Raw genomic sequence first — 26,573 nt, 5'->3', positions numbered from 1 at the left:
CGACTACTGACCGCGGATCGCTTCGAGCCGGTCGTTGATCTCCCGTTCCAGCGCCGCCCCCGTCTTCACCTCGTCACCGAGTTCGAGATACGCCTGCTTGTCGCCATCGAACTCCGGCCAGGCCGGCCTGCCGCCGCCGTTCGGGTCGCCGGTGTGGGCGAACTGGACCCAGTAGTCGATCATCAGCGCCGCGAGACGATCGTCCGTCTCGTCGTAGTTCTCGCCCTGAAGGGTATTGAAGACGTAGCCCAACTCGGCTGCGTGATGCGCTCCCCAGGCCGGGTTCTCCGGGTTCACCCGGGTGAAGAAGTACTGGAACGCGGGAGAGGAGACCTTGTCCATGCCGAGCAGCATCCGGCGCGTGCCGCGCAGGAACCAGGTGTCGGTGAGGAAGCGGTCCTGCTGCACCCTGAGTTCGTCGGTGTTCGACGACGGGTAGAGCTTCGCCACTTCCTCGGCCTGGTCGCCGTAGACGCCCTTCAGCATCTTGAGGAACTCCGCCCGCTCGGTGAGCGGCTGGAAGGCCATGAACATCGTGCCCTCGTTGCGGTTCGTGCCGGCGATCAGGGGGATGTCGTTCTGCTTCCCGGCCGTGTAGCGGTCTTCGCTGGACTCGGGCATGAAGGCCGTGCCGTAGGTGACGTGCGGCTCGTAGGCGCCGGGCTGGCCCGCCTGGGGGGTTCCGGTGATGATCGTCTTCGCGTCGAGGGTCCGCAGCGCCTTTGCCGTCTGTTTGGCGCCGTCACCGAGTATCGCCGTTGCCCAGGCGACGCCGACGTCCTCGGCGCTGGCGTGCATGCCGTTCGCGCCGCTGAGCGGGCGGATGTTCGTGTCGGTGACCCACGGGCTTTCCGCGATCGCCCGATGGATGAGCCCCGCTGCCAGCGCACTCGCCATCAACGCGTGAACGCTTGTCCCGCCCGCGGACTCGCCGAAGATCGTCACGTTGTCCGGATCGCCGCCGAACTGCGCGATGTTCCGCTCGACCCACTGGAGCGCCGCGATCTGATCGAGGAAGCCGTAGTTGCCGGATTCACCGCCTGCCTCGTTGGACAGTGCGGGGTGCGCGAGGTAACCGAGTGGCCCGAGCCGGTAGTTGATCGAAACGAGGACAACGCCCTTGCCAGCGAAGGCGGCGCCGTCATAGCCGATCTGGTTGCTCCAGCCGAGGCTCAGGCCACCCCCGTGGATCCAGACCATCACCGGCCGTGGATCGTCGCCGTCCCCAGCCGCCGTCCATACGTTCAGGAACAGGCAGTCCTCGGACGACTCCGGCAGGGACTCGCCGGTCATCATCGCCAGAACCGGCGCCTGCGGGCAGATCGCGCCGAACTTCGTCGCGTCACGCACGCCGCTCCACGTCGCCACCGGCTGCGGCGCCTTCCAGCGCAGTTCGCCAACCGGCGCTGCCGCGAACGGAATGCCGCGGTAGACCGTGAGGCCGGTGTTCGTATCAAGCACCTCGCCATGCAACTTGCCGGAGTCGATTCCGACCGAGCCGGCGTCCGTGCTGGCGCCCGGTGTTGTGCTAGCGAACAGCAGCGCCGCCGTCGCGGCGGCGCTCGAAAGGACACCTGTTCCGCGGCAAGTCCTGGCCATGTTTCCTCCAGAGGTGGCGTGCAGTTGTCAAATGACGGGCCGCTCACTCTACACGCCCGCAGGCGGGCCGGAACCGTGGTAGCGCTGCGCGAAGCTCTACTGACTCCCGCAGCGGTTCGTGAAGGCCTCCGTGTCGGCGACGGCGTCCGCCTGGCGGCCGGGCTCGTTGCCGTACGCCCTGACCTCCCCGGTCACCGTGTCGGTGACCTCGATCTCCAATCCCAGCGTGGTCGCCGAGGCAGCGAACACCCAGTCCGCGCCGTTGATCGCACAGCCGTCCAGCACCTTGACAAGCAACTCCCAGTTCGCTGGGTCGTGGAACCAGAGCAGGGCCGAGTCGTTCGTGCCGGCCCGCGCCGCGCGCGCCGGACGAGACTCGCCGTCCGTGTTGCTCCAGGTGGCCCGCACCTGGTAGCGGGAGTCCTGGAGGCAGATCGTCTCGCCGTCCGGCTCGCAGGTTCCGGCGGGGTTCGCGGCCTCGACCAGGAAGACGCGCGACGCCATGGACTCGTGACCGGCGCCGCTGACGGTCAGGGTGACCTCGTAGAAGCCGGGCGAGGACCAGGCGTGCCGCACCGTTCCGGCGGACGGCGACCCGCGGGCAGGGACGCCGAAGTCCCAGGAGCGACGGGCGACCGTGCCGGAACTCGCGTCCCTGAAGGTCACCTCATCGCCGGTGACCGCCCGGCACAGGCCTTCCGCGCACGGCGCGTCGACGGTGAAGGCCGCCTCCGGCGGCACCGGCGGAGGCGGAGGTTCGGGTTCGGGTTCGGGTTCGGGTTCCGGCTCGGGTTCGGGTTCGGGTTCCGGCTCGGGCGGCGGCGGACCGCCGCCACCGGGAGGCGCAGGCTCAGGTTCAGGCTCCGGCTCAGGTTCCGGCTCCGGCTCAGGCGGCGGGGGAGGCGCCGGCACCCCGCGGGTGTGGTCCACCTTGTGAGCGGCGTTGTGGGCCAGCCCGACATGTCCGAGCTCCGCGTTCCTGGTCCCGGCCCTGATCGTCCCGCCGTTCAGAGCCAGAGTGTTCTCAAGCACCGCAACGCCCGGGTCGGAGCGGTTCGGCGAAACCACCGTGTGGGCGAAGGTCAGCTTGGCGCTGCCACTGCCGCGTTCGTAGTTCGCCGGAAGCTCGCCGTAGTTCGGATCCATCTTGATTGTCAGGCGCGGCGTGCCTGTCACCGTCACCGCCTCGCTGAAGGTGAGCTGCACCCGAATCTTCTCGTTCAGCCCGTAGGTCTCCGCCGTGCCGTTGTTGTCCGCGTCGTGAAGGGGCGTCGACGAGATGGCGACCGCAGTGACCTGCGGGCCCGCCTCGGTCACGGTCACGGTGGCGGTGTTCTGTGTCGTGGTCGTGACCGTGTAGCCCGTGCCCGCGTTGAGCGTCGCCGTCACCGACCCGCCCATCGTGGTCGTCCCTTGGAGCACCCTGGTGGGCACGGAGTAGGTCGCAGTGCCCGAGGTCGTCACGGTCACGGTCTTCTTGCCCAGGTTACCGGTTTCCACGAAGCCACCTGTCTCCGTAATCGTCAGATTGACGATGGCACTCGTTGCGGGCGTCGGCGCCACGGTCACGGTGAACTCCGCACTTCCGCCCTCGGCGACCGCACGGCCGCCCGAGACGCTCGCCACGGGCGGGTCGGTACTGTTGGTCACCGCGTGATTGGAAAGCGCAGCCACCGCTTCGCCCCAAGGGTTCTGGATCGCGGGGGGGAAGCTAGCGTTGTAGCTCACCGTCACCGTCTCGCCGTGCTTCACCGCCGGAGTCATGGTCAGCACCACGGTTGAACTCGACGCGCCGGGGTTGATGGCGTAGTCGCGGAGGACCGTTGCCGTCGCACTCGGCGAGACAGTGAAGGCACTCTTGTCGGGGAATCTCGGCAGCAACGTCTGGTCGTAGGTCAGCGTCAGCGTGTGCCCATCGACCGACGCGGAAGTGAGCGTCGGGGCGCCGGGATCGCCGGTCCCGGTGTTGGTCAGCGTGAACGCCGACGTGATCGCCTCCAGCTGATTCTCCTGGCGGTCCAGGATGTTGGTGGTGGTGGGAATCGTGACGGTGACCTGGTCGCTCGCGGTCGCGGCGTTGGTCATCGTCATCGAGATCCTGTTGTTCTCGCTATCATCGATCGCCGGGCCGGTGACGGCTCCCAGGTCGGTCGGATTGCCGGTGACCGTGAACTGGTTGGCATTCAACGTCCCGAAGGTGTCCAGAGGCTCATTGAAGTACAAAGCCACGGCTTTTCCGTCAATCGTGCCTGCGATCAACTCCGGAGGTTGTGTGTCCTTCTCGCGGCCGGTGACCTCGAGCTTCAAGGGGGATATGGTGGTCCACTCACTACCGAAGTGGAAGAACCGCGAAAAGCCGGTGTCCGCAATGCTCCAGCCCAACGCGCTGCCGGGATTCTCCGCACCCGACGATGTCGTGCGAACCTCGGTGCGGTTGCTGCTCGATGTGACGTCGATAGTCACCCAGTACCTCGTGTTGGCCTTCAGGAGGACCTCCCCTGGTACCGCGAAGACCACGCGATCAAATGAGGTGGGCAAGCTGGCCGGAGCCTCCATCTCAGCAAAAACGGCGAACGAGCTACCCTCGAAGATCTTCAGGCTGTAGGTCGGTAACTTGATTCCAGCCGGATGACGGAGGTAGAGGGCGATCTGGGTCAGTAAGTAGCCGGCGGACTTGCCGCCGGTCGTGAACGTCGTGGCGTAGTCCTTTGTGAACAGATTGGACGCGGCATCATTCGTCTGGTCGGAGTTGCTGACCAGAACCGTCACTGGTTGCGCCCCGGCGGCCCCGGCGCCGTACAGGAAAAAGATGAGGGAGGCGGACGCCACCCACGACCGCGACCGTCCCCGGCACCTTGGGGGGGGGGGGGGCGATTGCCTGAGACCATCCCGGAAGTTTGAGCAGAACTTCGGGAGTTGTCACCTACCGTTTGGTAGGTTGTCCGGCTGGTTCAGGACCGCGGGAGATACCAGATAATCGTTGACAAAGAAACGATGTGGCGATATCCCGTTTTGGGGTGACCGAGAACGAAACCCGGAGTACTGGAAAGGGGAAGCGCGGTGGGATGGGGCGGGAAGCTTGGACTTACGTGCTCCTCGTTGTTAGTATCGGTTACGCTCTTCTGAGCAGCGCTGTCTAGGCGAGAGTCAACATCAGGAGAAGGGGAAACATGTCCGAGTCGCAGAGTCCCGGGTCACAGCCTGTCGCGCGGCTGATCGCGGCGAGCCGGGGGTGGAGAATCCGGTCGCTCGGCGGTGTCGGCTTCGGCCTCTTCCTCCTGGCGTGGCAGGGAGTGCCGGTTAACGCGAGTGAAGCCGAGGCGGTATCAGATACCGACTCGGTTCTGTCGGCCAGCGGGACTGGCGGCTGCATCGAGGGCGACACCGTCCTGTGCCTGCACGAAGGCCGCTACGAGGTTACGGTCGAGTTCACGGTGAACAGCGAGACGATGCGCGCCAAGGTGGCGAGGCCTCGTACAAGGGATTCTGGACTGTTCTACTTCTTCGAGCGGAACAACTGGGAGATGCTGCTCAAGGTGCTCGACGGCTGCGGGGTCAACCAGCATCACTGGGTGTTCGCTGCCACCGCGAGCGACGTTGGCCTCCGGCTGATCGTTCGGGACACGACTCTTCCGGACCAGAATGCCGACGGCGGCATGATCGTCAACTCGAGGATGTACGAGTTCCCGCCTATCACCAGGCGGCCTCAGGGCCCGGACGAGTCGGACGAGGACTACGAGCAGAACGTCCTCGCGAAGGGCCACCCGGCGCTGACCGAAGTCGGCGCCTTCCCCGACGCCTGCCCGGCGACCAGCTAAGCGGACGCCATCACGCGTGGATCCGGGCCAGAGCCTGGATCGACTCCTCGATCTCCCACGGCGCCGCGTCGGGAACGCCGCAGCGGGCGATGAGGTGGGTCATGCCGATGCGCTGACGGTAGCGGTCGAGACCGGCTCGAACCTGATCGCGGCCGCCGACGATCGCCCAGTTCTCGATATCCGCGAGCTCCTCTTCCTGCACGAGGCGGGTGCCGGCGCGCGCCATCCTGAGCGCCTGCGCGGTCAGGGCGGAGCCGACGCGCTCGCACGTGGACCGGTCTTCCGAGATGAAGACGGTGCGCATGACCGGAACGATCGGTCGCGGCGCACCCTGCGGCAGGGCCTCACGGTGGAGCTCGTGGTTCCGCGTGAGCCGGCCGATCGTTTCGAGGGGAGAGGACAGGTAGGGCAGGCCGAGTTCGCCGGCCTGCTTGAGCGCCAGCGGGCCGAATGCGGCCACCCATAGTTCCGGATGCGGCTGCTGCACCGGCAGCGGCGCGATGCGCACGGGTTGACGCGTGCCGGGTTCGCCGACCTCGATCGCCTCGCCGACCCAGGCCCGCTTCATCAGGTCGAGCGACTCGAGGAAACGCTGGCGCTTGGTGCGGGGATCAACGCCGAAGGCCGCGAACAGCGCCGGCCGGAAACCGCGGCCCAGGCCGAGGATCACGCGGCCGTTAGAGAGGCGGTCGAGGACGGCGACCTCCTCGGCCGCCTGGAAGGCGTTGCGAACCGGCAGGAGGTAGGAGGTGGTGCCCAGCCGCAGGTTCGTCGTTCGTGCCGCTGCCGCAGCGAGAACGACGATGGGCGAGGGGCACGCCGCGGCGCCTGTGAAGTGGCTTTCGGGCAGGAACAGCGAGTGGAAGCCGAGCCGGTCGGCGAATTCCGCCTGGTCGGCGATCGACCCCGCCTCGTCGCCCAGGTAGTTGACCCAGGGGGTCAGCCCGATCTCGATGCGGCTCTCCTTCAGCCGGCTCTCCAGTCGCTGAAGCTCTTGCCTTCCGAGGCGAGGTCCGCCAACAGGGCCGAGGGCTGCCAGAAGTCGTCGCCCGTCTGGTCCGCGAACTCCCGCATCCGGTCGGCGATCTTGCCGAGGCCCACGCTGTCGCCCCAGTGCATCGGGCCGCCCCGGTAGACCGGCCAGCCGTAGCCGTTGACCCAGATCACGTCGACGTCGGACGGCCGGATCGCGATCCCTTCCTCCAGGATCTTCGCGCCCTCGTTGACCATCGGGTAGAGGCAGCGTTCGAGGATCTCCTCCTCGCCGACATCACGCTGCGCGATGCCTTTGGCGGAGCCGAAGTCGCTGATGATCTGCAGCACTTCCGGATCGGGCGCCGAGGCGCGGGTTTCCGGATCGTAGACGTAGTAGCCGCGGCCGTTCTTCTGGCCGCGCCGGCCGGATTCGCAGAGGATGTCGCGGATGTCGCGGGATGCCGACTCCTTCTCGTTCCAGCCGATGTCGAGGCCTGCCAGATCGCTCATCGCGAACGGACCCATCGGGAAGCCGAAGTCGTACAGGACGCGGTCCACGTCGTAGTACTTCGCGCCTTCCAGGATGATCTGCTGCGCCTGCTGCTGGCGCTGGAACAGGATCCGGTTGCCGACGAAGCCGCGGCACACGCCGACCAGCACCGGCACCTTGCCGATCTGCTTGGAGATCGTCATCGCGGTGTGGATCACGTCTTTCGCCGTCTTCTCGCCGCGCACGACCTCCAGCAGGCGCATGATGTTGGCCGGCGAGAAGAAGTGCATGCCGATCACGTCCTCGGGACGGCTGGTGGCGGCGGCGATCTCGTTCACGTCGAGCGCCGAGGTGTTCGTCGCCAGCACCGCGCCCGGCTTCACGATCCGGTCGAGGCTGGCGAAGATCTCCTTCTTCAGATCCATGTTCTCGAACACGGCTTCGATCACCAGGTCGCAGTCGGCGAGCGCTTCGCGCTCGGTCACGCCGCTCAACAGGCCCATGCACTGGTCGACCTGTTCCATCGTCATCCGGCCGCGGCTGGCGGTCCGTTCGTAGTTCTTGCGGATGACGCCGAAGCCGTGGTCGAGCCGGCTCTGCTCGGCCTCGACGATCGTCACGCCGATGCCGCGGTTGGCGAAGTTCATCGAGATGCCCCCGCCCATCGTGCCGCAGCCGAGGACGCCGACCTTCTCGATCTTTCGCATCGGGGTGTCGCGCGGCACGTCGGGCACCTTGGCCGCTTCGCGCTCGGCGAAGAAGTAGTAGCGCTGGGCGATCGACTGCTTGCCGGACATGAGCTCGCCGAACAGCTTCCTTTCGTAGTCGAGCGCTTCGTCGAAGGACATGTCGAGACCGGCCTCGATCGCCCGCACGTTCGCCTCCGGCGCTTCGAAGCCGCGGGTGCGGCGGGCGATCTTGCGGCGGAATCCGTCGAAGATCTCCTCCCTGTTGGCCCGCGCCTCGTTGACCTTCTCGTCCAGGTCGCGGATCTTCTTGAGCGGCCGGTCTTCGGCGATCAGCTTCTCGGCGAAGGCGACGCCGCCCTCGAACACGTCCTCGACGATCTCGTCGATCAGGCCGCCCTCGAGTGCCTCCGCGGCGCCGATCGGGTTGCCGATCACGCACATCTCCAGCGCCTTCGGATAGCCGACCAGCCGGGGCAGCCGCTGCGTGCCGCCCGCGCCCGGCAGAATCCCCAGCTTGACCTCGGGCTGGCCGAAGCGGGCCGATGCGACACCCACCCGGTAGTGGCAGGCCATCGCCGTCTCCAGGCCGCCGCCCAGGGCGGTGCCGTGGATCGCCGCCACGACGGGCTTGGTCGCGTTCTCCATCGCCTCGATCGCCTCGTTGAGCCCCGGTTCCTTCATCGGCTTGCCGAACTCGGTGATGTCGGCGCCGGCGATGAACGTACGGCCCTTGCAGACCAGGAGCACCGCGGCCACCTGTTCATCGGCCTCGGCCTTCGCCAGTCCCTGGACCATGCCGGCGCGCACACCGTGGCTGAGCGCGTTGACGGGCGGGTTGTCGATCACGATCAGGGCGACCTGGCCGCGGACTTCGTAGTCGACCATGTCGGTGAGTGCAGTCATGTCGATGGTGTCTCCTGGCGCGGGCGCGCCGGTGCGTTGACGTGGGGATCGTTGGTGAAACGGGCCGGTATCGTAGCCGTTCAGTGGCCGTGGCCAAGCACGTCCAGGAACCGACGGATCCGGGCCGCGTTCTCACCCAGGTCGCCGACTCCGACCTGGGACACGGAGCGTACGTCGATGGCCGTGCCCGCGGCTTCGGGGCGTACGCGGACGGCGACGAAGTCGATGAAACGGAACCAGGGCGTGACGTCCGAGAACTCGAAGCGCCCGTTCTGCGGGTCTTCGAGGATCGGCGCCCAGCCGAGGTCCTCGGCCGCGTGGCGGACCCGCCACGCCGCTTCGTCTCCTGAGATAGCGAGATGGAGCGTGTCGATGTCGGGGTAGGCCCGGCGCTGCTGATCGGGTACCGCGGCGCCGCCGCTCGGATAGGCGAAGCCGGTGCCGCGGCTGTCCTGGGCGGCTGCGGCCTCGAAGGCCGGCGGGTCGTCGATGTTCGTCGTGATGTCGTGGATCGGCGGCGCCTGCGCGGTTGCGTAGCCGAGCACGAACACCCAGCCGAGTACCGCGACGGAGAGGAGCGCTCCAGCCCACGCCTGCGACGCCCCGCCACGGCGCTGGTTGCGGCGGGTCCGGAGCAGGCCGATCAACCCGAGGAGCAGGCCGAACAAGACGCCCAGGGGCATCAGAAAGGAGAACAGGGCGAAGCCGAGGAGGGGCGAAACCAGGCCGAACCGGGCCTCGAGCACGCCGATCAGACCGACCACGAGCGCGGTGGCCGAGATCAGCGGAGAAGCGAGAGCGGTAAGGGAGTTCATCGCGGCGGAGGGTAGCAGGCCGGGACTTGCTACGGTCGGGCCGGCCGCTGCTCCCTCCTGTCGACATGCCGCCATCCTCTTCGCCATTGCACGACTCACGTTTGGCGCTCGCTGCGCTGAGCGGCGCCGCCGGTTCCGTCTGTCGCCTGGTGGGTGGAGCGGCGGTGGCCGTCGCGCTGGCCGCCTGCGGCGCCGGGCCGCCGGACGGGACGTCCGAGCCGCGGCGGCCGAACATCGTGCTCTACGTCGTGGACACGGTCCGTGCGGACCGTCTCGGCGTCTACGGTTACGAGAAGCCGACGTCGCCGCGACTCGACGCGTTCGCGGCTGGCGCCGTTCTGTTCGAGAACGCCTACGCCCAGTCTTCGTGGACCCGGCCGGCCGTGGCGTCCCTGTTCACCGGCCTGCTGCCGCCGGCGCATCGCACCGTCGGCCGGCGTTCCGTGCTGCCCGAGGACGCGGATACCCTGGCCGAGATCCTGGCCGCCAACGGCTACGAGGGCCTGGGGCTCGTCCGCAACCCGAACGTCGGCCGTGCGTTCGGCTTCGCACAGGGCTTCACCCGCTTCCGCAGCGAGGACCGCGAGCGCGACGAGACGATGCTGGACCGTGTTCGCCTGTGGCTCGATGAGCGGCAGAGCGCGGACGGGCCGTTCTTCCTCTTCCTGCACGCGATCGACCCCCACGGCCCCTACGACCCGGCGCCGGAGTTCGAGGAGATGTTCGAGGCCGACGGCGCGCCGGCGCACTACCGCACGGTCCGTTACCTGCTGGGGTTGAACCGTGGCGAAGTGGAGCCCGAGCCGGGGACCGCCGAGGCCCTCTCGCGGCTGTACGACGCCGAGGTGGCCCAGAACGACCGTGCCTTCGGCGAGTTGCTGGACGAACTGTCGGTCCGTGGCCTGGACGAGGATACGGCGGTGATCTACGTCTCCGACCACGGCGAGGAGTTCGCGGAGCACGGCCGCTGGGAGCACGGGCTTTCGCTTTACGAGGAGGTGCTGCGGGTCCCGCTCGTCATGCGCTTGCCCGGCGTGCCGCCGCGCCGCGTGGAAGCGCCGGCGCAGCACGTCGACGTCCTGCCGACGCTGCTCGGCTATCTCGGCATCGAGGCGCCGCCCAACGACGGGCGGAATCTGCTGGCGGCGCGCCGCCGCGGCGACGATCCGCCGGATGTCTACACCCACCTCGACGTCGACGGTCACCGTGCCGCCTCCGTGATGCGCGGCCACTACAAGCTCGTGCTGCCGCAGTCACCCTCCCAGGGAACCAAGCCGATGCTCTTCGACCTGGATGCGGATCCAGGCGAGTTGGAGAACCTGGCCTCCGAACGGCCGGATATCGTCGAACGGATGCTCGGGCTGTTGACCGAGCGGAACCTGGCCGACGAAGTCGAATCCGCGGAAGAGATCGAGGACGACCAACTCGACGAGGACGTGCGCCGGCGCCTCAGGGCGCTGGGCTACGTGGATTGAGGAAAACGCCCCGGCGCGAGTTCCCGCAGGCAGCCGGTCAGCAACTCGACTCCCTCCCGGATCCTGCCGACGGAGGGACAGGCGTACGCCAGACGCAGGAACGGCACGTCTTCGTCGCCTGCGTGGTAGGCGGCGCCGTAGCCGTACTCGAGGCCGCGCTGCTCGCTCAGCGCGAACAGCGCTTCGCGGTCCACCTCTTCGGGCAGGCCGACCCAAAGGAACATGGCCCCGGCCGGCTTTCGCCAGGTGCAGATGCCGCCGAGCTGCTCGGTGAGCGCGGCCAGCAAGGCGTCACGTTTCGGCAGCAGGGCGGCGTTGTTGCGCTCGATCTGCGCGGGCAGGCGGCCGCGCAGCAGTTCCGCCACGATGCTGGATGACAGCGTGCTCTGGCCGGCGTCGAAACGCTCGTCGAGAAACCGCTGCTGCAGCGGCTGCCTGGCCAGGAGATAGCCGATGCGAACGCCGGCGCCGAGGATCTTGGACAGCGAGCCGATGTAGACGACGCCCTCGCCGCTTGCCAGCGCGTAGAGGCTCCGCGGCGGCCGCGGCGCGTCGTCGTAGTGGACGTCGCCGTAGCAATTGTCCTCGACCAGGAGGACGTCGTAGTCGCGCGCGGCCTCGATCATCTCGAGTCGGCGCTGGCGGGGCATCACGGCGCCCGTCGGGTTGTGGTAGGTCGGCAGCGTGTAGATGAAGCGCGGCTTTTCACCGGCCGCGGTCAGGTTCTCCAGTGTCCGGCGGAGCGCGCCGATGTCCATCCCCTGCTCGTCGAGCGGCACGCCGACCAGGCGGTAGCCGAGGCCCCGGTAGGCGCCGAGAGTGCCCGAATAGGTCGTCTCTTCGGTGATCACGATGTCGCCCGGCTCTTCCATCAGCACCCTGCCCACCAGCGTCACCGCCTGCATGGAGCCGTTGGTCAGCGCGATCTCGTCGGGGTCGAAGTCCGTGCCCTCGCGATCCGCTTCGCGCCGGGCCAACACCTCGCGCAGACCGGGATGACCCAGGTCGCCGGGGTAGAAGGCGAAGTCCTTGCCGATGTCTAGGATCGCGCGGCCGGCCGCCTCGGCCATCTCGGCCGCCGGGAAGGCCTCGGGCGCGGTCATGCCGACCCGCATCGGGATCGGATTCAGAGGCGGGTGGCTTGAGCGTGGGGCGTCTGTCATCGCGGCGGGGACTGTAGCAGCGGCCGCGGGCTGTTACCCTCTGCGGCCCTCGACCCTCGACCAAGGAGAAGCGTACGATGAAGGATCTCTTCGACCTCACCGGCAGGGTGAGCGTCATCACCGGATCGACGAAGGGCATCGGCAAGGCGATGGCCGAAGCCCTGGCTGCCTTCGGCTCGAAGGTCGTCATCTCGAGCCGCAAAGCGGATGCCTGCGAGGCGGTCGCGGCCGCGATCAATGAGAGCGGCGGCGAGGCGATCGCGCATCCCTGTCACGTCGGTCACAAGGATCAGTTGGAACGGTTGGTCGCGGCGACCCGCGAGCGCTGGGGGAAGATCGACAATCTCGTCGTCAACGCCGCGGTCAATCCGTACTACGGATCGAGCCTTGGCATTCCGGACTCGGCTTTCGACAAGGTGATGGAGGTCAACATCAGGAGCGTCCACTGGCTGTGCCAGATGGTGATTCCCGAGATGCAGGAGCGCAAGGACGGATCGATCGTCATCGTCTCCTCGGTCGGCGGCTTTCGGGGCAACGCGGTGCTCGGCGCCTACGCGATCTCCAAGGCGGCGGACATGCAGCTCGCGCGCAATCTCGCGGCAGAATTCGGTCCCGACAACATCCGTGTGAACGCCGTCTGCCCCGGTTTGGTGAAGACGGACTTCGCCCGCGCGTTGTGGGAGGATCCGCAGCGGGAGCAGGCGGTCGCCGGGCGAACACCGCTCCGGCGCCTCGGCGAGCCGGTCGACTGCGCGGGGATCGCGGTCTACCTCGCCTCGCGTGCGGGTTCGTGGACGACGGGCCAGACGTTCACCGTCGACGGCGGAGTGCTGGGCTGCGGTTAGGGGTGGAGGAGCCTCGCGCGCTCGACCTGGGCGGTTCGGCGGAGTGATCATGTCGTTCCGGCCTCGTGTGCGTTGCCGCTCGGCCTTCGGAGCGGTGGTTCTCCTGGCCCTCGTGGGCGCCGCCGCAGGCACGACCGCGGTCAAAGCCCAGGCTGGTGGGGTCTTTCTCGCGAGCGGCGTTCGCGTGGGAGAAGTCGGCGTGGACTCGGCGATCGTCTGGACGCGAACGACGGCCGAGCCGTTACGGCGCGCCGGCCGGGAGATCTCGGGCCGGCCGGTCGTCACCCTGGCGCCGGGCACCGACGTGTCGTCCCTCGAAGGCGCTGTGCCCGGCGCACCGGGCGAAGTGCGGGTCGTGCTGCGACCGGCGGTGCCGGCGGGCGAGGCAAACGGCATCCCGGCGAGACGGATCCCCGGCTGGCGCTCGACCGGGGCCGAACGCGACTTCACGCACCAGGCGACGTTCCACGGCCTGACTCCGAACACTCGCTACGTGGTTACGGTCGAGGCGCGGCCTGCGGGCGGTAATGCGGAGGCGCCCGCGACGGCGGTCGAGACCGCGACCTTCCGCACCGCGCCGGCCGCTGACCAGCGGTTGCCCGTACGGTTTGCGGCGATGACCTGCCAGTACTACGGGCGGCGCGACCGGCCGGACGGCTTCCAGATCTATCCGTCGATGGCCGCCGGCCGGCCCGACTTCTACCTGTCCATCGGCGACAACGTGTACTACGACAACGAGTCGCCGCGGGCGACCACCGTCGAGCTGGCGCGCTACCACTGGCAACGGATGTTCACCCTGCCGGCGATCGCGTCCTTCCTGCGCTCAGTGCCGGGCTACTGGCTCAAGGACGACCACGATCTGCTCCTGAACGACTCCTGGCCGGCGATCGAACCCGGCATTTCCGCGCCGATGACCTTCGAGGAGGGTCTTGCGGTGTTCGTCGAGCAGATGCCGGCGCCGGAACGTCCCTACCGGACCGTCCGCTGGGGCAAGGGCCTGCAGCTTTGGCTCGTCGAAGGCCGCGACTTCCGCTCACCCAACGACATGCCGGACGGTCCCGGCAAGACGATCTGGGGTGCCGAACAGTGGCGCTGGCTTCGGGACTCCCTGCTCGCGAGCGACGCGGACTGGAAGATCCTCGTGTCGCCCACGCCGATCGTCGGTCCGGATCGGACGAACAAGGCCGACAACCACGCCAACGCCGCCTTCAGCCACGAAGGCGACGAAGTCCGCGAGTGGTTTCGCGCGAACCTGGACGAGCGGTTCCTCGTCATCGTCGGCGACCGCCACTGGCAGTACCACTCGGTCCACCCGGAGACGGGGCTGGACGAGTTCTCGGTGGGTCCGGCCAGCGACGCCCACGCCGGCGGCACGCCGGGCGAAGACCCCGGGTACCACCGCTTCCACCGCGTCGGCGGCGGGTTCCTCAGTGTCGATGTCGATTGGACTGACGAGCAGCCGCGGATCGTCCTGCGGCACCGCGACGTGTCCGGCCGGGTGGTCTACGAGATCGAGCGGCTGGGTTCGTAGCTGAAGGGCGAGTTCGCTCCCAGGCCCGGCGTCAGCCCTCGAGCCAGCGCTCGATGTGCTGAGCGAAAACCTCGAAGTCGTTCAGATCGTCACCCAGGAACCGGGCCACGCGGTTCAGATCGAGGTCGAGATAGCCGTGGACGATGATGTTCCGGAAGCCGGCCACGGCGCGGAAGTTCTCGCCGAACTCCGCAGGTAGCACCCCTGACGCGACGAGGGAGTCGATGGAGTCTCCGTAGGTCGGCGGGTCGTGACCTTCGGTCGACGCAACGTGGCTGGCTATGTCGAGTGCGTTCTGGATGCAGAGCAGCAGGCCCCGTTCTACCGCCCAGCGCAGGCTCGTGTCAGTGCGCAGTGACCGCACCGAGGCGTCTGCGTGCCGCTCGAGCTCTCCGAGTGCCCCGCGCAGCGCGGTGAGATGCCGCTCGATGATCTCCGGCTGGACCTGGCCCGGGCTCACTCCTGACGGCTCCTGTTCGCGTAGCGGCGTGCGTCCGCCTGCTTCTTCAGTTGCGGCAAGAAGTCGAAGTAGCGCGAAAGGGCGTAGCCGGCGCGGGTGGTCGTGGACTTCAGGTCGCGGGTCACCAGCAGTTTCCCGTCGCGCAGGACGCGGTGATAGAGCAGTGGCGGTGCCCGGTTCAGGAGGACGACGTCTATAGCGTTCGTTCCCAGCTCCGTCATCAGGTCGGTGATGAGTTCCGCGTCGTAGCCGTACGGCCCCGGCTCGGCCAGGTCTTCGTCGATGTACACGGCGACATCGATGTCGCTCAGGGTGCCCGCGTCGCCCCGCGCCTGCGAACCGAAGAGGTAGGCGTCGAGAATCTCAGGCCGCGGCTCTAGGGCGCGGGTCAAGCGGACCTGAAGGTCGGTGCCGTGGGTGGTCCCGCTACCAGACTGCTCTTTACCCATCTTCGGGATCTCCAGGATTGGAGGGCACGACTCTGCCGATGCCTATCGTACAAGCGATGCGCGTGTCGGCCTGTGGATTCTGTCCACTGCTAACGTCCGGCCGCTCTCTCGGCATCAGGAGGAACCGAAGTTGTCCACATCTTTGTCCGAAGTGGCCCCGGCGTTCGTCGACATGGCTCACCGGATCGTCTGGTGTTCGGCCGCGACTGTGGACCGGGCGAACCGGCCCCGCTCACGCGTCCTGCACCCCATTTGGGAGTGGGAGGACGGCGTCCTCACCGGCTGGATAGGTACCGGCCCGACGGCAACCAAGCGCGCACACCTCGAGACCAGTCCCTACATCTCGTGCAACTACTGGACCGAGAACCACGACACATGCGTGGCGGAATGCCGGGCGGAGTGGGCGTTCGACCTGCCCACGCGGGAGCGGACCTGGAACCTCTTCAAGTCGACGCCTCCACCGGTCGGTTACGACCCGGCGATGATCCCCGGATGGGACGGCCCCGACAGTCCGGGGTTCGCCGTGTTGCGCCTGACGCCCTGGCGGCTTCGCGTCATGCCGGGGACGGTGCTGCTGGCCGGCGAGGGCGAAGTGCTTACGTGGGTGGCGGATCTCGATCCGTAGAGTTGGCGCCTCCCCCTTCTCCTTTGCCTCAAAGTGGCCGGTACGTGGCTAGCTACTCGTTGGAGCGGGCCCAGCGGATGGCGTCGGCGACGTCTTCTTCTGAGATTCCGCGTTCCGCGAGCTTGGCGCGGGTGTCGTCGGCGGGTCTGGGACTCTCTTCCACAGGTGCGAGTCGGTGAGTCTTGGCTTCCTGAGCCGCCGAACGGGTGGGGTCTGGGGCCGCGCCAGCGGCGGTGGGTCGCCGTGGCTGGGCTGAAGTTGGCGGTTTCTCTGGCATGTCGTGGAGCCGTTGCGACTCAGATCGTCGCCATCGGCACCGGCAGCCCGGCCACCGCCGACCGCGTCCGGAAGATCGAGCCGCTGCTTCCAGGCTCGTCCGGGTCGCCGGTCGTGACGACGTAGAGGTCGCGCCGGTCGCTGCCGCCGAAGCAGACGCTGGTGATGTTCCTCGTGGGTACCTCCAGGTGGCTGAGGATCCGGCCCGCGGGATCGAAGCGGGTGACGCAGCCGCCGGCTACGCAGGCGACCCAGAGGCAGCCTTCCTCGTCGACGGCGAGGCCGTCGGGGCGGCCGCGGTCGGGCTCGGCGATTGTTCGCCGATTGACGCACCGGCCGTCGTCCGTGACGTCGTGGGCGACCACATGCTTGTGCGCGGTGTCGGCGTGGTACAGGGTGCGGCCGTCCGGCGAGAAGCCGATGCCGTTGGTCAGGCTGATGTCGCCGTAGAGCTCGGTCGCTTCACCCTCCGCCTCGATCCGCCAGCACTCACCGGGTGTCCGTTCCTTCTCGCCGGTGAACGGGCTCGTGCGCATCGTTCCGCAGATGACGCGGCCCTGGGAGTCGGCGAACAGGTCGTTGAAGCCGGGCGTGTCAGGCGGGTCGAAGAGGATCCGGGTCACGCCGTCCCGGACGTGGCAGATGTTGCGGCCGGAGCACACGATGCCGCCGTCGGCGTGGAGCGCGATGCCGCCGACGCCGCGGCGCTTCGGCACGACGGTTTCGATCTCGCCGTTCGGGCTGCGGCGATAGACGCCGCCGTTGTGGACGTCGCTGAAGTAGAGGCGGTCTTCCGCGTCGACTCGCGGTCCTTCGACCAGGGTGTAGCCGGATGCCAGGAGTTCCATGGGGCGGGCACTGTAGCAGCGGCTTCAGCGCGCCTGGGAGCCTGCGCGGCAGAAACTGGGTGCGCCGGCGTCCTCGCCGGCATCCGGCGCGAAGCGCTGGCTTCTGGACCTTCGGCCGCGCTAGCGCCAGCGGAGGCCGAGCCAGGCGGCGGGGTGCAGGAAGATCAGGACCGTGATGATCTCGAGCCGCCCGATCCACATGTTGAGCGAGAGATACACCTTGATCCCCGCCGGGAAGTGGGCGTAGTTGTCGAACGGGCCGACATCCCCGAGCCCGGGGCCGATGTTGCCGAGCGTGGCGATGCTGGCGGTCACGGCGGTCTCCATTCCCACGCCGGTCAGCCCGACCACTCCGACGCTCAGGGCGAACAGGACGAGGTAGAGCAGAAGGAAGGAGACGATGGCGTGGATCACATCCTCCGGGACCCGGCGGCCGTCGAGTCGCAGGGGCCGCACCGCGCGCGGGAAGACGGTGTGGAACAGCTCGAGCAGAGATGACTTGGCGATCAGCCAGATACGCACGAGTTTCGGCCCGCCGGCTGCCGAACCGCCGCAGCCGCCGCAGAACATGAGCAGCAGGAGAATCGTCTGGCTCGCTCCCGACCAGAGCGCGAAGTCCTCCGTGGCGAAACCGGTCGTGGTGATGAGGGTCAGCGCCTGGAAGCCCGCTCGCCTCAGAGTCTCCTCGGACAGCGCTCCGGCCCTGATCCAGTCCCACAGGGCTACCTCGTCGCTCTTCAGCGTGCACGCCAGGAGCAGGGTCGCAACGAGGACGATCAGGAGGTAGAGGCGGAACTCCTCGCTGCGCAGCAGGGTCAGCGGCCGCCCCCGGATGGCCTGGAACTGGAACGCGTAGTTGGCGCCGGCGAGGAGCATGAACGCCATGACCGTCCACTCGATCGCGGGGCTGCTGTACCCCGCGATACTGCTCGGATGCGGTGAGAAGCCGCCCGCCGAGACGGTCGAGAGCGAGTTGCAGACGGCGTCGAAGAGCGGCATGCCGAGACGGACGAGGAGTCCGGTCTCCAGGACGGTCAAGCCGACGTAGAGGGTGTAGAGGGCCACGGCCGTGTTGCGAATGCGGGGCGTGAGTCGCTCCTCCGTCGGACCGGGAGCCTCGGCGAAGAACATCTGGCGGCCGGCGATGCGGAGCGCGGGCAGGACCGCGATGAAGAGGGCGATGATGCCCATGCTCCCCACCCACTCGCTCAGGCTGCGCCACAGCAGCACGCCCTCGCTGGCCGCGTCGAAGTCGGTGAGGATCGTGGCGCCGGTCCCGGTCAGGCCGGACATCGACTCGAACAGCGCATCGGCGGGATCGAAGCCGTTCACGACGTAGGGAGCGGCGCCGATCAGGACCAGCAACAGCCAGGACATGCCGACGGTCGCGAGCCCTTCCATGCGTCGCATCTCCAGGCCCCGCCCGGGCAACAGGCGAGACCCGAGTCCGAGCAGGATGGCCACGACCGCGGCGCCGAGAAAACCCGTCGCGCTGCGGCCGTTGCCATAGGCGGCTTCGACCGCGGAGGGCGCGAGCAGGACGACGCCGAAGCAGCCGACCAGGGCCAGGGTCGTGCGAAGTACCAGTGAGCCGCGCACGCTCGCTCGCGCCGCCCGTCAGGCCGCCCCGGGCGTCAGGCCGAAGGTCGGTCCGACGAGTCCCGAACTCTCCGTCGTGGTCACGATCAGGAGACGGTCGCCCGGCCGCACCTCGTCTTCGCCGCCGGGCACGATGGTGTTGTACTGGCGCAGCACTCCGCCGACGATCACGCCGTTCGGCATGTCCATCTCCTTCAGGCGACGGGCCTCGAAGTCCTCCGGAACGACGACTTCGACGACTTCCGCGAGGCCGTCCTCGAGCGTCGCGCGGTACTCCAGCCGGGGCGCCTGGATCTGGTGGAGGACCTCGGCGATCGCGGCGGATCGGGCGTTCAGGGTGACGTCGATGCCGACCCGCTCGAACAGGGCGCTGCTGGTTTCGTTGCTGACGCCCGTGACCACCTTCGGGATCCCGAGCTGCTTCGCGATCAGGGAGCAGAGCAGGTTGGTCTGGTCGTCGCCGGCCATGGCAACCAGCGCATCGCTGCGGGCGACGCCGATCTCCTCCAGCAGCCTCAGGTCTGTTCCGTCGCCGTGGAAGACGATCGCCCGGCCCACCTGGTCGGCGATGTCCTCGCAGCGCCGTCGCGAGGACTCGATGATCTTCACTTCCGGCCACAGGCCGCTGGTGAGTTCGCGCGCGAGGAGTCGGCCGGTGCGGCCGGCGCCGACGATCGTCACGCTGCGGACCACGGTTTCGGGAGCGGCGAAGAAGCGCTTCGCCACCTGGCGAAGCGGTGTGCGCCGGCCCATGAAGAGCACCTTGTCGCCGGCTTCCAGGCGGTCCAGTCCGCGTGGCACGATCAGCTTGCCGTCGCGTACCCGGCTCACGATGAGGGTGTTGCGCGGCAGGGGCGCCTCGGCGAGGGTGGGACCGCAGAGCGGAGAGTCGGCCTCCAGCCTGTACTCCACGAGCCAGATGCGGCCGCGGTGGAAGCTCTCGACATCGAGGGCCCGAGGCTCGAGCACGATGCGGCCGATCTCCCGGGCCAGCGACCACTGCGGCCAGATCAGGTGGTCGATGACCTCCTCGAGAGTGGTCTGCTCAGGGTCGTTGAAGCTCTCGTGGTGCTCGTCCTGCGTGATGAAGCAGTACGTGGTGCATTGCGCCCGGCCGCGCGCCGCCAGACAGGCGATGATGTTGCGCTCGTCGGAGTCGGCGCAGGCGACGAAGGTGTCGCGGTCGGAGAGCCCTACGTGCTGGAGAACGGACCGGCTGGCCGCCGGTCCCACCGTGATCTGCAGGTCGAGGTTCTCGAACCGGTCGCGGGCGGCCTCCGTCGGCAGGATGACGAAGACGTCCTCCTCCCGCGCAAGGGAGGACGCAAGCAGGTACGCGATGTCGCCGCCACCGGCGATGACGACAGCCACGCGGTCCACGATACCGGAGCGGCGCCCGCGGGCCGCGTTGCGAGATCTAGAAGATGCGCGAGAAGCCGCCGCTCTCGCTGCTCAGCCTCGAGTTGACGACGTTGTTATAGATCGAGCCGAAGGTGTACCGGAGCTGGATGCCGCCGCGGAAGGAGAGGTCCGTCTCCAACTGCCGTCTGGCGACCAGGACCTCGGCGTCCGTCGCGCCGCCCTTCGGCAGGTAGATCTGATCCCGGATCCGCGACACGCCGGCGTAGACGTCGAAGCTCAACCCGCGCACGATGTGGTACTCGATATCGGTACTGAGCTCGATCCGGCTGCGATCGAAGTCGTCGATGAAGTGGCTGTACTGGAGGTCGAGGTGGGCCTCGCCCCAGGGCCGTTCCATGCCGAAGGCGATGTACGCGCCCTGGTCCGTGTAGGTCTCCTCCAGCTTGTCGTAGACCGTGACCTCCTCATAGTCGAGACGGGTGCCCCCGATGAAGTAGGCGAAGGTGAACTCGCGTTCGGACGACTCGCTGTAGGGGAAGTAGTTGTACTCGATGGCCGCTGCCGCGCGGTAGGAGTTGTCCAGATTCAGGAAAGTGGAGCGCCTGCTGCTGGCGCCGACGCCCACGCCCCAGTGCGGGGCCAGGGTACGGATCACCTGGCCGAAGTAGCTCGTGCTCCGGGAGACGTTCTTGAAGGTGCTGCCGTCCTCGAACTCGAAGTTGCTCTCCCGGTAGGAGTAGAAGACGCCCATTCCCATCCGCCACAAGTCCGTGGTGCGGCCCGCCGAAGCGCTCGTCTGGTAGGACTGCGAGTCCCTGCGATCCTCGCTTCGGAAGTCGGTGTTCAGGCGCAGGCGGTAGACCCAGTGGTTCCAGGGGTCGTCCACCACCAGGGTGTGTGGCTCGTCCTCCGCTTCCCCGTTCTGGAACTCCACGACGAGTCCTGCGGCCTGCGGCGTCTCCAGCACGTAGCGCACCAGACCCAGTTCGAGGAGGCGCTGGATGCCGCGCCGGCGTTCGTCGTCCGTGTCGGTGTACGACGACGCGTGAATCAGCCTCTGATCGGTGCCTTCGAAGCGCTCCAGACCAATGAAGTTGAACGTGTACTCGCGCGAGTTGCCGCCGCCCTGGATGGTCACGAGGACGTGGACTTCGGCGTCCTGGCGATCGCGCACCCAGTTGACGTAGGTGATCTGGGTACGCAGGAACGTGAAGTCGCAGCCCCAGTCGCAGTCGAGGTAGAGACGCAGTGCTTCCGTGCCGTCGGTGGTCTCGAGTGCCGGTGCCGCAGCCTTTGCGGGCCCGGTCAGGCCGGCGAGAGCGAAAAGTGACAGGATCGGGAAGATCGAACGCCAGGCGCGGCGTTGTCGATCCCGAACCGGATTCCGAAACGCCTCGCCCCGGTGTCTTCCAACGTCGCTATGATGCCGGGTCGACTCCCGTGGCTTCCGCGATGGCATCTGTTGCGTGGCCTCGTGGCGGCTTCGGTGGTTGGGCGAAGGGCGGCGGCTGAGTGCCGGTGGAAAGTAACACAGCGAAGAGAGAGACTTGCAGGCGTGAAGCGGCTTCCGTGTGACCAGCCGTCCGACCGGCGGGGAGATTCCCGGTGAGCGTCTTCGATTCCGCCCCGTCAGGCGCCGTTCCTGTGCGCGAAACACGGCCCGCGAGCGAACTCTGGCGCCGTGTCAAGGCCCTGATCAAGTGGCCGTTCTACGTCGTCTACCAGCGTCGGCTCGAGTCCAAGGTGCGGACCTGGCGCCTGCCCCAGCACATCGGCCTGATCATGGACGGCAACCGGCGCTTTGCGCGCCAGCAGGGGCTGGGCAACGTCAGCGCGGGCCATTTCAGGGGCGCCGAGAAGCTGTGGGAAGTACTCAACTGGTGCTACGAGGCGGACGTCTCGACCGTCACGGTGTGGAGCATGTCGCTCGACAACTTCAATCGCTCCGCGAAGGAAGTGCAGGCGCTGTTCGATCTGTTCGAGGAGAAGACCCGGGAACTCACGAACCACGACGACGTCCATCAGAAGGGCATCCGGGTGCGGTTCCTGGGACAGGTCGAACTTCTGCCGGAGAGCCTCCAGACCGCGATCCGGGAGGCGGAAGCGGCCACCAGCGGCTACGACCGCTACCGGCTGAACATCGCGATGGCCTACGGCGGCCGGGAGGAGATCGCGAGCGCCTTCCGCAACTATCTGCTCGACAACTCGGCGGTCGGCAAATCACTCGACGAGGTCGCGGACGAGTTCAGCGCCTCGTCGATCGAGCGCTACCTCTACACCTCCGGCCAGCCCGAGCCCGATCTGATCCTCCGCACCAGCGGCGAGGTTCGCCTGAGCGGCTTCCTGCTCTGGCAGAGCACCTACTCGGAGTACTACTTCTGCGACACGCACTGGCCCGCTCTGCGTAAGATCGACCTCCTGCGCGCCTTGAGGTCGTACAGCAGCCGCCAGCGCCGCAGAGGACGTTGAGAGTCGGAGACACCAGGAACACCGGACAGCCGCGGTAGTCGCCCGACCGTGACCTGCGGTCGGGCGAAGTAGCGACTGGGAGTAGCAAGTGAACAAGACAGCACGCAAGTTCTTTACTGATCTGTTGGCCGCGCCGAGCCCCTCGGGCCACGAGGAGCCGGTACAGGAAGTCGTGCGCGCCTACGCGGGCAAGTTCGCCGACGACGTTTCGACCGACGTTCACGGCAACGTGATCGCGGCGGTGAACGTCGAGGCCGGCGAGAAGCCGGACGGTCGCCGCGTGCTGTTCGCGGGCCACTGCGACCAGATCGGCCTGATCGTCAGCTACATCGATGACAAGGGCTTCCTGTGGGTGCAGCCGATCGGCGGCTGGGATCCGCAACAGCTCATCGGCCAGCGGATGACCGTGTGGTCGAAGGACGGTCCGGTTCCGGCGGTCATCGCCCGCAAGCCGATCCACCTGCTCGACATGGAGGAACGCAAGCGGGTGGTCAAGATGGAGAACCTCTGGCTCGACATCGGCGCGACGGATGGCGACGACGCGAAGAGCGCGGTGCGGGTCGGCGATCCGGTGACGCTTGACCTCGGCTTCCAGGAGATGCGCAACGGCCTGGCGAACGCCCCGAAGATGGACAACACGACCGGCCTGTGGGTGGTCATCGAGGCATTGCGGCGCGTCGCCAGGAAGAACCCGAAGGTGGCTGTGTACGCGGTGTCGACGGTCTGCGAGGAGATCGGTCTGCGTGGCGCTCGGACCAGCACTCACGGCGTCGACCCCGACGTGGGCATCGCGGTCGACGTGACACACGCGACGGACTGCCCGACGATCAGCAAGCGACAAGAGGGCGACCTGAAGCTGGGCGGCGGGCCGGTCATCGTTCGCGGCCCGAACATGAACCCGAAGGTCAGCGACCGCCTCGAGGCAGTCGCGGAAGCCGAGAAGATCCCGTTCCAGTTGGCGGCGCTCGGCCGGGCGGCGCCGAACGACGCGAACTCGATTCAGATCACCCGCGCGGGCGTCGCGACCGGGCTGATCAGCGTCCCGAACCGCTACATGCACAGCGCCGTCGAGACGATCTCGCTGGACGACATCGATCACTCGGCCGATCTGCTCGCGGGCTTCGCGGCGTCTCTCGAACCTGACGAATCGCTTATCCCCTGAGCCGGTCTCGTGCGCTCGGCGACGCAAATTCGTAGTATTCGCCGCCACACCAACGCAAACTCGAAGGAAGGGGTCGTAGGCCATGCCGATGAAGAATCGTCTGCGCGACAAGATCGACAAGGGGGAGCCGGCGCTCGGCGCCTGGCTCGCGTTCCCGGACACGCACAGCGCCGAGCTGATGTCGCGGCTTGGCTTCGACTGGGCGACGATCGACATGCAGCATGGCCTCGTCGACTACCAGCGCGCCACCGAGATGCTGCAGGCGATGACGGCGTCGGACACGACGCCGATCGTCCGGGTGCCGTGGAACGAGCCCGGGATCATCGGCAAGATGCTTGATGCCGGCGCCCACGGGATCATCATTCCGATGGTGAACAGCCGTGCGGAGGCGGAAGCCGCGGCGGCCGCCTGCCGGTACCCGCCGCGCGGGAAGCGCAGCTTCGGTCCGTTCCGCGCCGGTCTGCTCTACGGCGGGAACTACCTGGAGGAAGCGAACGAGCAGATCTACTGCATCCCGATGATCGAGACCCAGCAGGCGCTTGACAACCTCGACGACATCCTCTCCGTGCCGGGCCTCGACGGCGTCTACGTCGGGCCGAGCGACCTCAGCGTGTCGCTGGGGCTACGGCCGGCGGCCGATCAGGAGGACGAGAAGTTCACCGCCGCGATCGAGAAGATCCTCGACGGCTGCAAGCGTCACGGTCTGTTCGCCGGAGTCGCCGGCACGGTCAAGGAGGCCCCCAAGCGGATCAGGCAGGGATTCCGCTTCGTCGAGGTGGCGCGCGACGGCGGTTCGATGGCCAAGGCGGCGCTCCAGGATCTGCGGACGGTGCGGGCGTCGATGGAGGACTCCTGAGCCCCGGCCCCGGGAACGAATTCGCGAGCACGAGCGTTTTCCATACAGCGGCGGGTTCCGGAGACGGGGCACGGCGCGAAGGTAGACTGGCGTGAGCCGGGTGGAACGAACGCGGAGACACGAGAGGAATCGAACGATGTCGAGAATGAAGCTCTGGTTGGTGGTCGGTCTGGCACTGGCGGTCGTGGCGCCGGCCCTTGCCGAAGACGGGGAAGAGAAGAAGGTCCGCAAGATCCAGGTGCAGAAGGTCGTCGAGTGCGCGGACGGCGAAGACTGCGAAGAGCAGGTGAGCCGCCGTTTGATCTTCGTTGGCGACGATGGCGACGTCCAGGTTCTCCAGGAGGGCGACGGCGACAACGAGTGGGTTGCCGAGGTCGAGGAAGGCGCGCGCGGCGTCGTCATGATCGAGGCACACGAGGCTGACGGCCACGACGTAGTCTTGATCGAGGCACACGAGGCTGACGGCGAAGCCGGCGAGTCGATCCGGCACCGTGTGCACCGCGTGATGCAGCGGCTCGGCGAGCGCGGTTCGCGGCTGCACCTGCGGCACGGCGGCGGCGCGTTTCTCGGCGTGCAGCTCTCCGATCTGACTCCGGAGCTTCGCACTCACTTCGGCGTCCCCGAGGACGCGGGCGTCATGGTCGGCAAGCTCGTCGACGGCAGCCCGGCCTTCCGTGCCGGCCTCGAGGTCGGCGACATCGTCACCGCCGTCGACGGCGAGCCGGTCGCATCCGCAGCGGCGCTGGCGCGCGCCATTCGCGGCCACGAGGATGGCAACACCGTCGTGCTCGAGGTCTGGCGCGATGGCCGGATGCAGAAGATCAGCGCCACGCTGGAGGAGCGGGAGCGACGCGTCGAGATGTCCCGCGCGGTCTCGGCCGCCTCCGACGGCCAGGCCGACGCCCGCGTGATCGAGGTGACCGTCGACTGCGAGGATGGCGACGACTGCACGGTCGATGTCGAGAACGCGAACTCCTTCGAGTTCGCGGCCTCGGCCTGCGGCGACTCCGGCGAATGCGAAGTGAACGTCGACTGCACGGACGGCGACTGCGCCTGCACCGTGAACGGCGAGGCGGCCGACTGTTCCGAACTCGGTTTCTGATCTCAGGCCGTTGTTACGATCCGCGCGATGCGCGCGGGCGTTTATCGCGGCCCCGGTGAAGTAGCGCTCGTCGAGCGGGCGCTACCGGAACCGGGCCCGGGCGAGGTTCGGCTTCGGATCACCGCCTGCGGTTTGTGCGGGACCGACCTGCATCTGGTTCACAGTCCGAAGCCGATCATCGAACCGGGCTCGATCATGGGCCACGAGATGGCCGGTGTTGTCGACGACCTGGGAGCAGGTGTCTCAGGCTTCGAAGCGGGAGAACCGGTCGTCGTGGAGCCACTCGCATCCTGCGGTGACTGCGACCCGTGCCGCGAGGGCCGGGACTCGATCTGCCGGGAACTCGAGCTCTACGGCCTGCGGCGGCCGGGCGGCTTCGCGGATGCCGTCGTTGTGCCGGCCCATCGGTTGTACCGCGTTCCAGATTCGTTGCCGCCGTCTCTTGCCGCCCTCGCCGAACCCTTTGCGGTCGGGGTCCATGGACTTCGGCTCGCGGGCGTGGACCGGGAGAAGCCGCCGGCGAAGCTGCTGGTCCTGGGTGCCGGTTCGATCGGTCTCGCGGTGGTCGCGGTGGCCCGGGCCTGGGACTTCGGTCACGTGGCGATCACGGCCCGTCACCCGCACCAGGCCGCGTCTGCGAAGCGGCTCGGCGCGCACGAGGTGCTGGACGCCGGCTCTCCAGAAGAGTTGACCGGATACGACGCTGATCTCGTGGTCGAGACGGTAGGCGGCCTGGCAGACACGATGACGGCGGCGGGGATCGCGCTCGCACCGGGCGGCACGATTTGCGTACTCGGTGTGTTCATGGGCCTCCTGACCCTCGACCCCCTCGTGCTGCTCGGCAAGGAAGCGCGCCTGCAATGGTCGAACTGCTACTCGCGGCGGCCGGGGGAAGTCGACTTCGCCGAGGCGGTGGACATACTGATTGCGGGTGGGAACGGCTACGACAGCCTGCTCACCCACCAGGTGCCGCTGGATGAGATCGAGCGCGCCTTCGAGATCGCGGGCGACAAGCGCTCGGGCGCGGTCAAGGTGACCGTCGTTCCCTGATTTCCGAAACCA

At 67.7% G+C, this 26,573-nt stretch carries 22 protein-coding genes; 10 read left to right on the top strand and 12 right to left on the bottom strand.

The genetic code is table 11. The annotated features are described in order from the left end of the window. Positions 1–3: 3 nt before the first annotated feature. Both OXI49_11135 and OXI49_11130 read right to left on the bottom strand, forming a co-directional pair. On the bottom strand, positions 4–1,599 hold the full coding sequence (locus OXI49_11135) for a carboxylesterase family protein (GenBank protein MDE2691058.1): 1,596 nt from the start codon (positions 1,597–1,599) through the stop codon (positions 4–6). Between the two features lie 96 nt (positions 1,600–1,695). Then, positions 1,696–4,368 (bottom strand): SwmB domain-containing protein, encoded by a 2,673-nt coding sequence (locus tag OXI49_11130; GenBank protein ID MDE2691057.1) that lies wholly within the window; start codon positions 4,366–4,368, stop codon positions 1,696–1,698. Positions 4,369–4,769: 401 nt separating this feature from the next. Here OXI49_11130 and OXI49_11125 point away from each other — a divergent pair, with 401 nt between their 5' ends. Further along, positions 4,770–5,417 carry a hypothetical protein gene (locus OXI49_11125; GenBank protein MDE2691056.1) on the top strand — a complete coding sequence of 216 codons (648 nt, stop codon included), beginning with the start codon at positions 4,770–4,772 and terminating at the stop codon, positions 5,415–5,417. A 10-nt stretch (positions 5,418–5,427) separates the two neighbouring features. Here the strand turns inward: OXI49_11125 and OXI49_11120 are convergent, their stop codons facing one another. From OXI49_11120 to OXI49_11110, 3 genes are all read right to left on the bottom strand, one after another. Then, positions 5,428–6,318: an LLM class flavin-dependent oxidoreductase gene (locus OXI49_11120; GenBank protein MDE2691055.1), complete on the bottom strand. Its 891-nt coding sequence runs from the start codon at positions 6,316–6,318 to the stop codon at positions 5,428–5,430. 65 nt (positions 6,319–6,383) lie between these two features. Then, complete coding sequence (locus tag OXI49_11115; GenBank protein ID MDE2691054.1) at positions 6,384–8,474, bottom strand: 3-hydroxyacyl-CoA dehydrogenase NAD-binding domain-containing protein; 2,091 nt, start codon at positions 8,472–8,474, stop codon at positions 6,384–6,386. 80 nt (positions 8,475–8,554) lie between these two features. After that, the gene (locus tag OXI49_11110; GenBank protein MDE2691053.1) at positions 8,555–9,289 is read right to left on the bottom strand and encodes a DUF1499 domain-containing protein; all 735 of its coding nucleotides are present in this window, start codon (positions 9,287–9,289) and stop codon (positions 8,555–8,557) included. A gap of 65 nt (positions 9,290–9,354) precedes the next feature. On the opposite strand from OXI49_11110, the gene OXI49_11105 reads away from it, so the two are divergent. After that, positions 9,355–10,764, top strand: coding sequence for a sulfatase (locus OXI49_11105; protein ID MDE2691052.1), 1,410 nt, complete (start codon positions 9,355–9,357; stop codon positions 10,762–10,764). Here the strand turns inward: OXI49_11105 and OXI49_11100 are convergent. Then, on the bottom strand, positions 10,752–11,927 hold the full coding sequence (locus tag OXI49_11100) for a PLP-dependent aminotransferase family protein (GenBank protein ID MDE2691051.1): 1,176 nt from the start codon (positions 11,925–11,927) through the stop codon (positions 10,752–10,754). The two genes, OXI49_11105 and OXI49_11100, sit on opposite strands and share 13 nt — an antisense overlap. 77 nt (positions 11,928–12,004) lie before the next feature. On the opposite strand from OXI49_11100, the gene OXI49_11095 reads away from it, so the two are divergent. Next, positions 12,005–12,772: an SDR family oxidoreductase gene (locus OXI49_11095; GenBank protein MDE2691050.1), complete on the top strand. Its 768-nt coding sequence runs from the start codon at positions 12,005–12,007 to the stop codon at positions 12,770–12,772. A 94-nt stretch (positions 12,773–12,866) separates the two neighbouring features. After that, entirely contained in the window at positions 12,867–14,303 is a 1,437-nt protein-coding gene (locus OXI49_11090; protein MDE2691049.1) for an alkaline phosphatase D family protein, read from the top strand. A gap of 31 nt (positions 14,304–14,334) precedes the next feature. Here OXI49_11090 and OXI49_11085 read toward each other — a convergent pair whose 3' ends face one another. Both OXI49_11085 and OXI49_11080 read right to left on the bottom strand, forming a co-directional pair. Beyond that, the gene (locus tag OXI49_11085; GenBank protein ID MDE2691048.1) at positions 14,335–14,763 is read right to left on the bottom strand and encodes a DUF86 domain-containing protein; all 429 of its coding nucleotides are present in this window, start codon (positions 14,761–14,763) and stop codon (positions 14,335–14,337) included. Continuing rightward, positions 14,760–15,155 (bottom strand): nucleotidyltransferase domain-containing protein, encoded by a 396-nt coding sequence (locus OXI49_11080; protein ID MDE2691047.1) that lies wholly within the window; start codon positions 15,153–15,155, stop codon positions 14,760–14,762. The genes OXI49_11085 and OXI49_11080 overlap by 4 nt, the downstream gene beginning before the upstream one ends. A gap of 229 nt (positions 15,156–15,384) precedes the next feature. Between OXI49_11080 and OXI49_11075 the strand changes: the two genes are divergently transcribed. Continuing rightward, positions 15,385–15,837, top strand: a complete 453-nt coding sequence (locus OXI49_11075; GenBank protein MDE2691046.1) for a pyridoxamine 5'-phosphate oxidase family protein — start codon at positions 15,385–15,387, stop codon at positions 15,835–15,837. A 296-nt stretch (positions 15,838–16,133) separates the two neighbouring features. Here OXI49_11075 and OXI49_11070 read toward each other — a convergent pair whose 3' ends face one another. From OXI49_11070 to OXI49_11055, 4 genes are all read right to left on the bottom strand, one after another. Further along, positions 16,134–16,961: an SMP-30/gluconolactonase/LRE family protein gene (locus tag OXI49_11070; GenBank protein MDE2691045.1), complete on the bottom strand. Its 828-nt coding sequence runs from the start codon at positions 16,959–16,961 to the stop codon at positions 16,134–16,136. A gap of 120 nt (positions 16,962–17,081) precedes the next feature. Beyond that, positions 17,082–18,560: a TrkH family potassium uptake protein gene (locus OXI49_11065; GenBank protein MDE2691044.1), complete on the bottom strand. Its 1,479-nt coding sequence runs from the start codon at positions 18,558–18,560 to the stop codon at positions 17,082–17,084. A gap of 18 nt (positions 18,561–18,578) precedes the next feature. After that, positions 18,579–19,931: a Trk system potassium transporter TrkA gene (gene trkA / locus OXI49_11060; GenBank protein MDE2691043.1), complete on the bottom strand. Its 1,353-nt coding sequence runs from the start codon at positions 19,929–19,931 to the stop codon at positions 18,579–18,581. A 46-nt stretch (positions 19,932–19,977) separates the two neighbouring features. Continuing rightward, positions 19,978–21,381, bottom strand: a complete 1,404-nt coding sequence (locus OXI49_11055) for a hypothetical protein (protein ID MDE2691042.1) — start codon at positions 21,379–21,381, stop codon at positions 19,978–19,980. A gap of 185 nt (positions 21,382–21,566) precedes the next feature. Here OXI49_11055 and uppS point away from each other — a divergent pair, with 185 nt between their 5' ends. The 5 genes from uppS (at position 21,567) to OXI49_11030 (ending at position 26,561) form a co-directional block, all read left to right on the top strand. After that, the gene (gene uppS, locus OXI49_11050; protein MDE2691041.1) at positions 21,567–22,391 is read left to right on the top strand and encodes a polyprenyl diphosphate synthase; all 825 of its coding nucleotides are present in this window, start codon (positions 21,567–21,569) and stop codon (positions 22,389–22,391) included. Positions 22,392–22,479: 88 nt separating this feature from the next. Beyond that, on the top strand, positions 22,480–23,553 hold the full coding sequence (locus OXI49_11045) for a M42 family metallopeptidase (protein ID MDE2691040.1): 1,074 nt from the start codon (positions 22,480–22,482) through the stop codon (positions 23,551–23,553). An 82-nt stretch (positions 23,554–23,635) separates the two neighbouring features. Beyond that, positions 23,636–24,409, top strand: coding sequence for an aldolase/citrate lyase family protein (locus OXI49_11040; protein MDE2691039.1), 774 nt, complete (start codon positions 23,636–23,638; stop codon positions 24,407–24,409). Between the two features lie 136 nt (positions 24,410–24,545). Continuing rightward, positions 24,546–25,511: a PDZ domain-containing protein gene (locus OXI49_11035; protein ID MDE2691038.1), complete on the top strand. Its 966-nt coding sequence runs from the start codon at positions 24,546–24,548 to the stop codon at positions 25,509–25,511. 27 nt (positions 25,512–25,538) lie between these two features. Then, positions 25,539–26,561: an alcohol dehydrogenase catalytic domain-containing protein gene (locus tag OXI49_11030; GenBank protein MDE2691037.1), complete on the top strand. Its 1,023-nt coding sequence runs from the start codon at positions 25,539–25,541 to the stop codon at positions 26,559–26,561. Positions 26,562–26,573 lie beyond the last annotated feature (12 nt).

Source organism: Acidobacteriota bacterium, from assembly GCA_028875725.1.
Classification (GTDB): Bacteria; Acidobacteriota; Thermoanaerobaculia; order Multivoradales; family Multivoraceae; genus Multivorans.
This window is presented reverse-complemented; position numbering and strand designations above follow the sequence as displayed.

Bases quoted from the DNA above. Each gene is read 5' to 3' on its own strand.
- OXI49_11070 (MDE2691045.1), bottom strand. From the start codon at position 16,961: ATGGAACTCCTGGCATCCGGCTACACCCTGGTCGAAGGACCGCGAGTC.
- OXI49_11075 (MDE2691046.1), top strand. From the start codon at position 15,385: ATGGCTCACCGGATCGTCTGGTGTTCGGCCGCGACTGTGGACCGGGCG.
- OXI49_11135 (MDE2691058.1), bottom strand. From the start codon at position 1,599: ATGGCCAGGACTTGCCGCGGAACAGGTGTCCTTTCGAGCGCCGCCGCG.
- OXI49_11055 (MDE2691042.1), bottom strand. From the start codon at position 21,381: ATGCCATCGCGGAAGCCACGGGAGTCGACCCGGCATCATAGCGACGTT.
- OXI49_11035 (MDE2691038.1), top strand. From the start codon at position 24,546: ATGTCGAGAATGAAGCTCTGGTTGGTGGTCGGTCTGGCACTGGCGGTC.
- OXI49_11125 (MDE2691056.1), top strand. From the start codon at position 4,770: ATGTCCGAGTCGCAGAGTCCCGGGTCACAGCCTGTCGCGCGGCTGATC.
- OXI49_11100 (MDE2691051.1), bottom strand. From the start codon at position 11,927: ATGACAGACGCCCCACGCTCAAGCCACCCGCCTCTGAATCCGATCCCG.
- OXI49_11040 (MDE2691039.1), top strand. From the start codon at position 23,636: ATGCCGATGAAGAATCGTCTGCGCGACAAGATCGACAAGGGGGAGCCG.
- OXI49_11095 (MDE2691050.1), top strand. From the start codon at position 12,005: ATGAAGGATCTCTTCGACCTCACCGGCAGGGTGAGCGTCATCACCGGA.
- OXI49_11105 (MDE2691052.1), top strand. From the start codon at position 9,355: ATGCCGCCATCCTCTTCGCCATTGCACGACTCACGTTTGGCGCTCGCT.
- OXI49_11030 (MDE2691037.1), top strand. From the start codon at position 25,539: ATGCGCGCGGGCGTTTATCGCGGCCCCGGTGAAGTAGCGCTCGTCGAG.
- OXI49_11110 (MDE2691053.1), bottom strand. From the start codon at position 9,289: ATGAACTCCCTTACCGCTCTCGCTTCTCCGCTGATCTCGGCCACCGCG.
- OXI49_11115 (MDE2691054.1), bottom strand. From the start codon at position 8,474: ATGACTGCACTCACCGACATGGTCGACTACGAAGTCCGCGGCCAGGTC.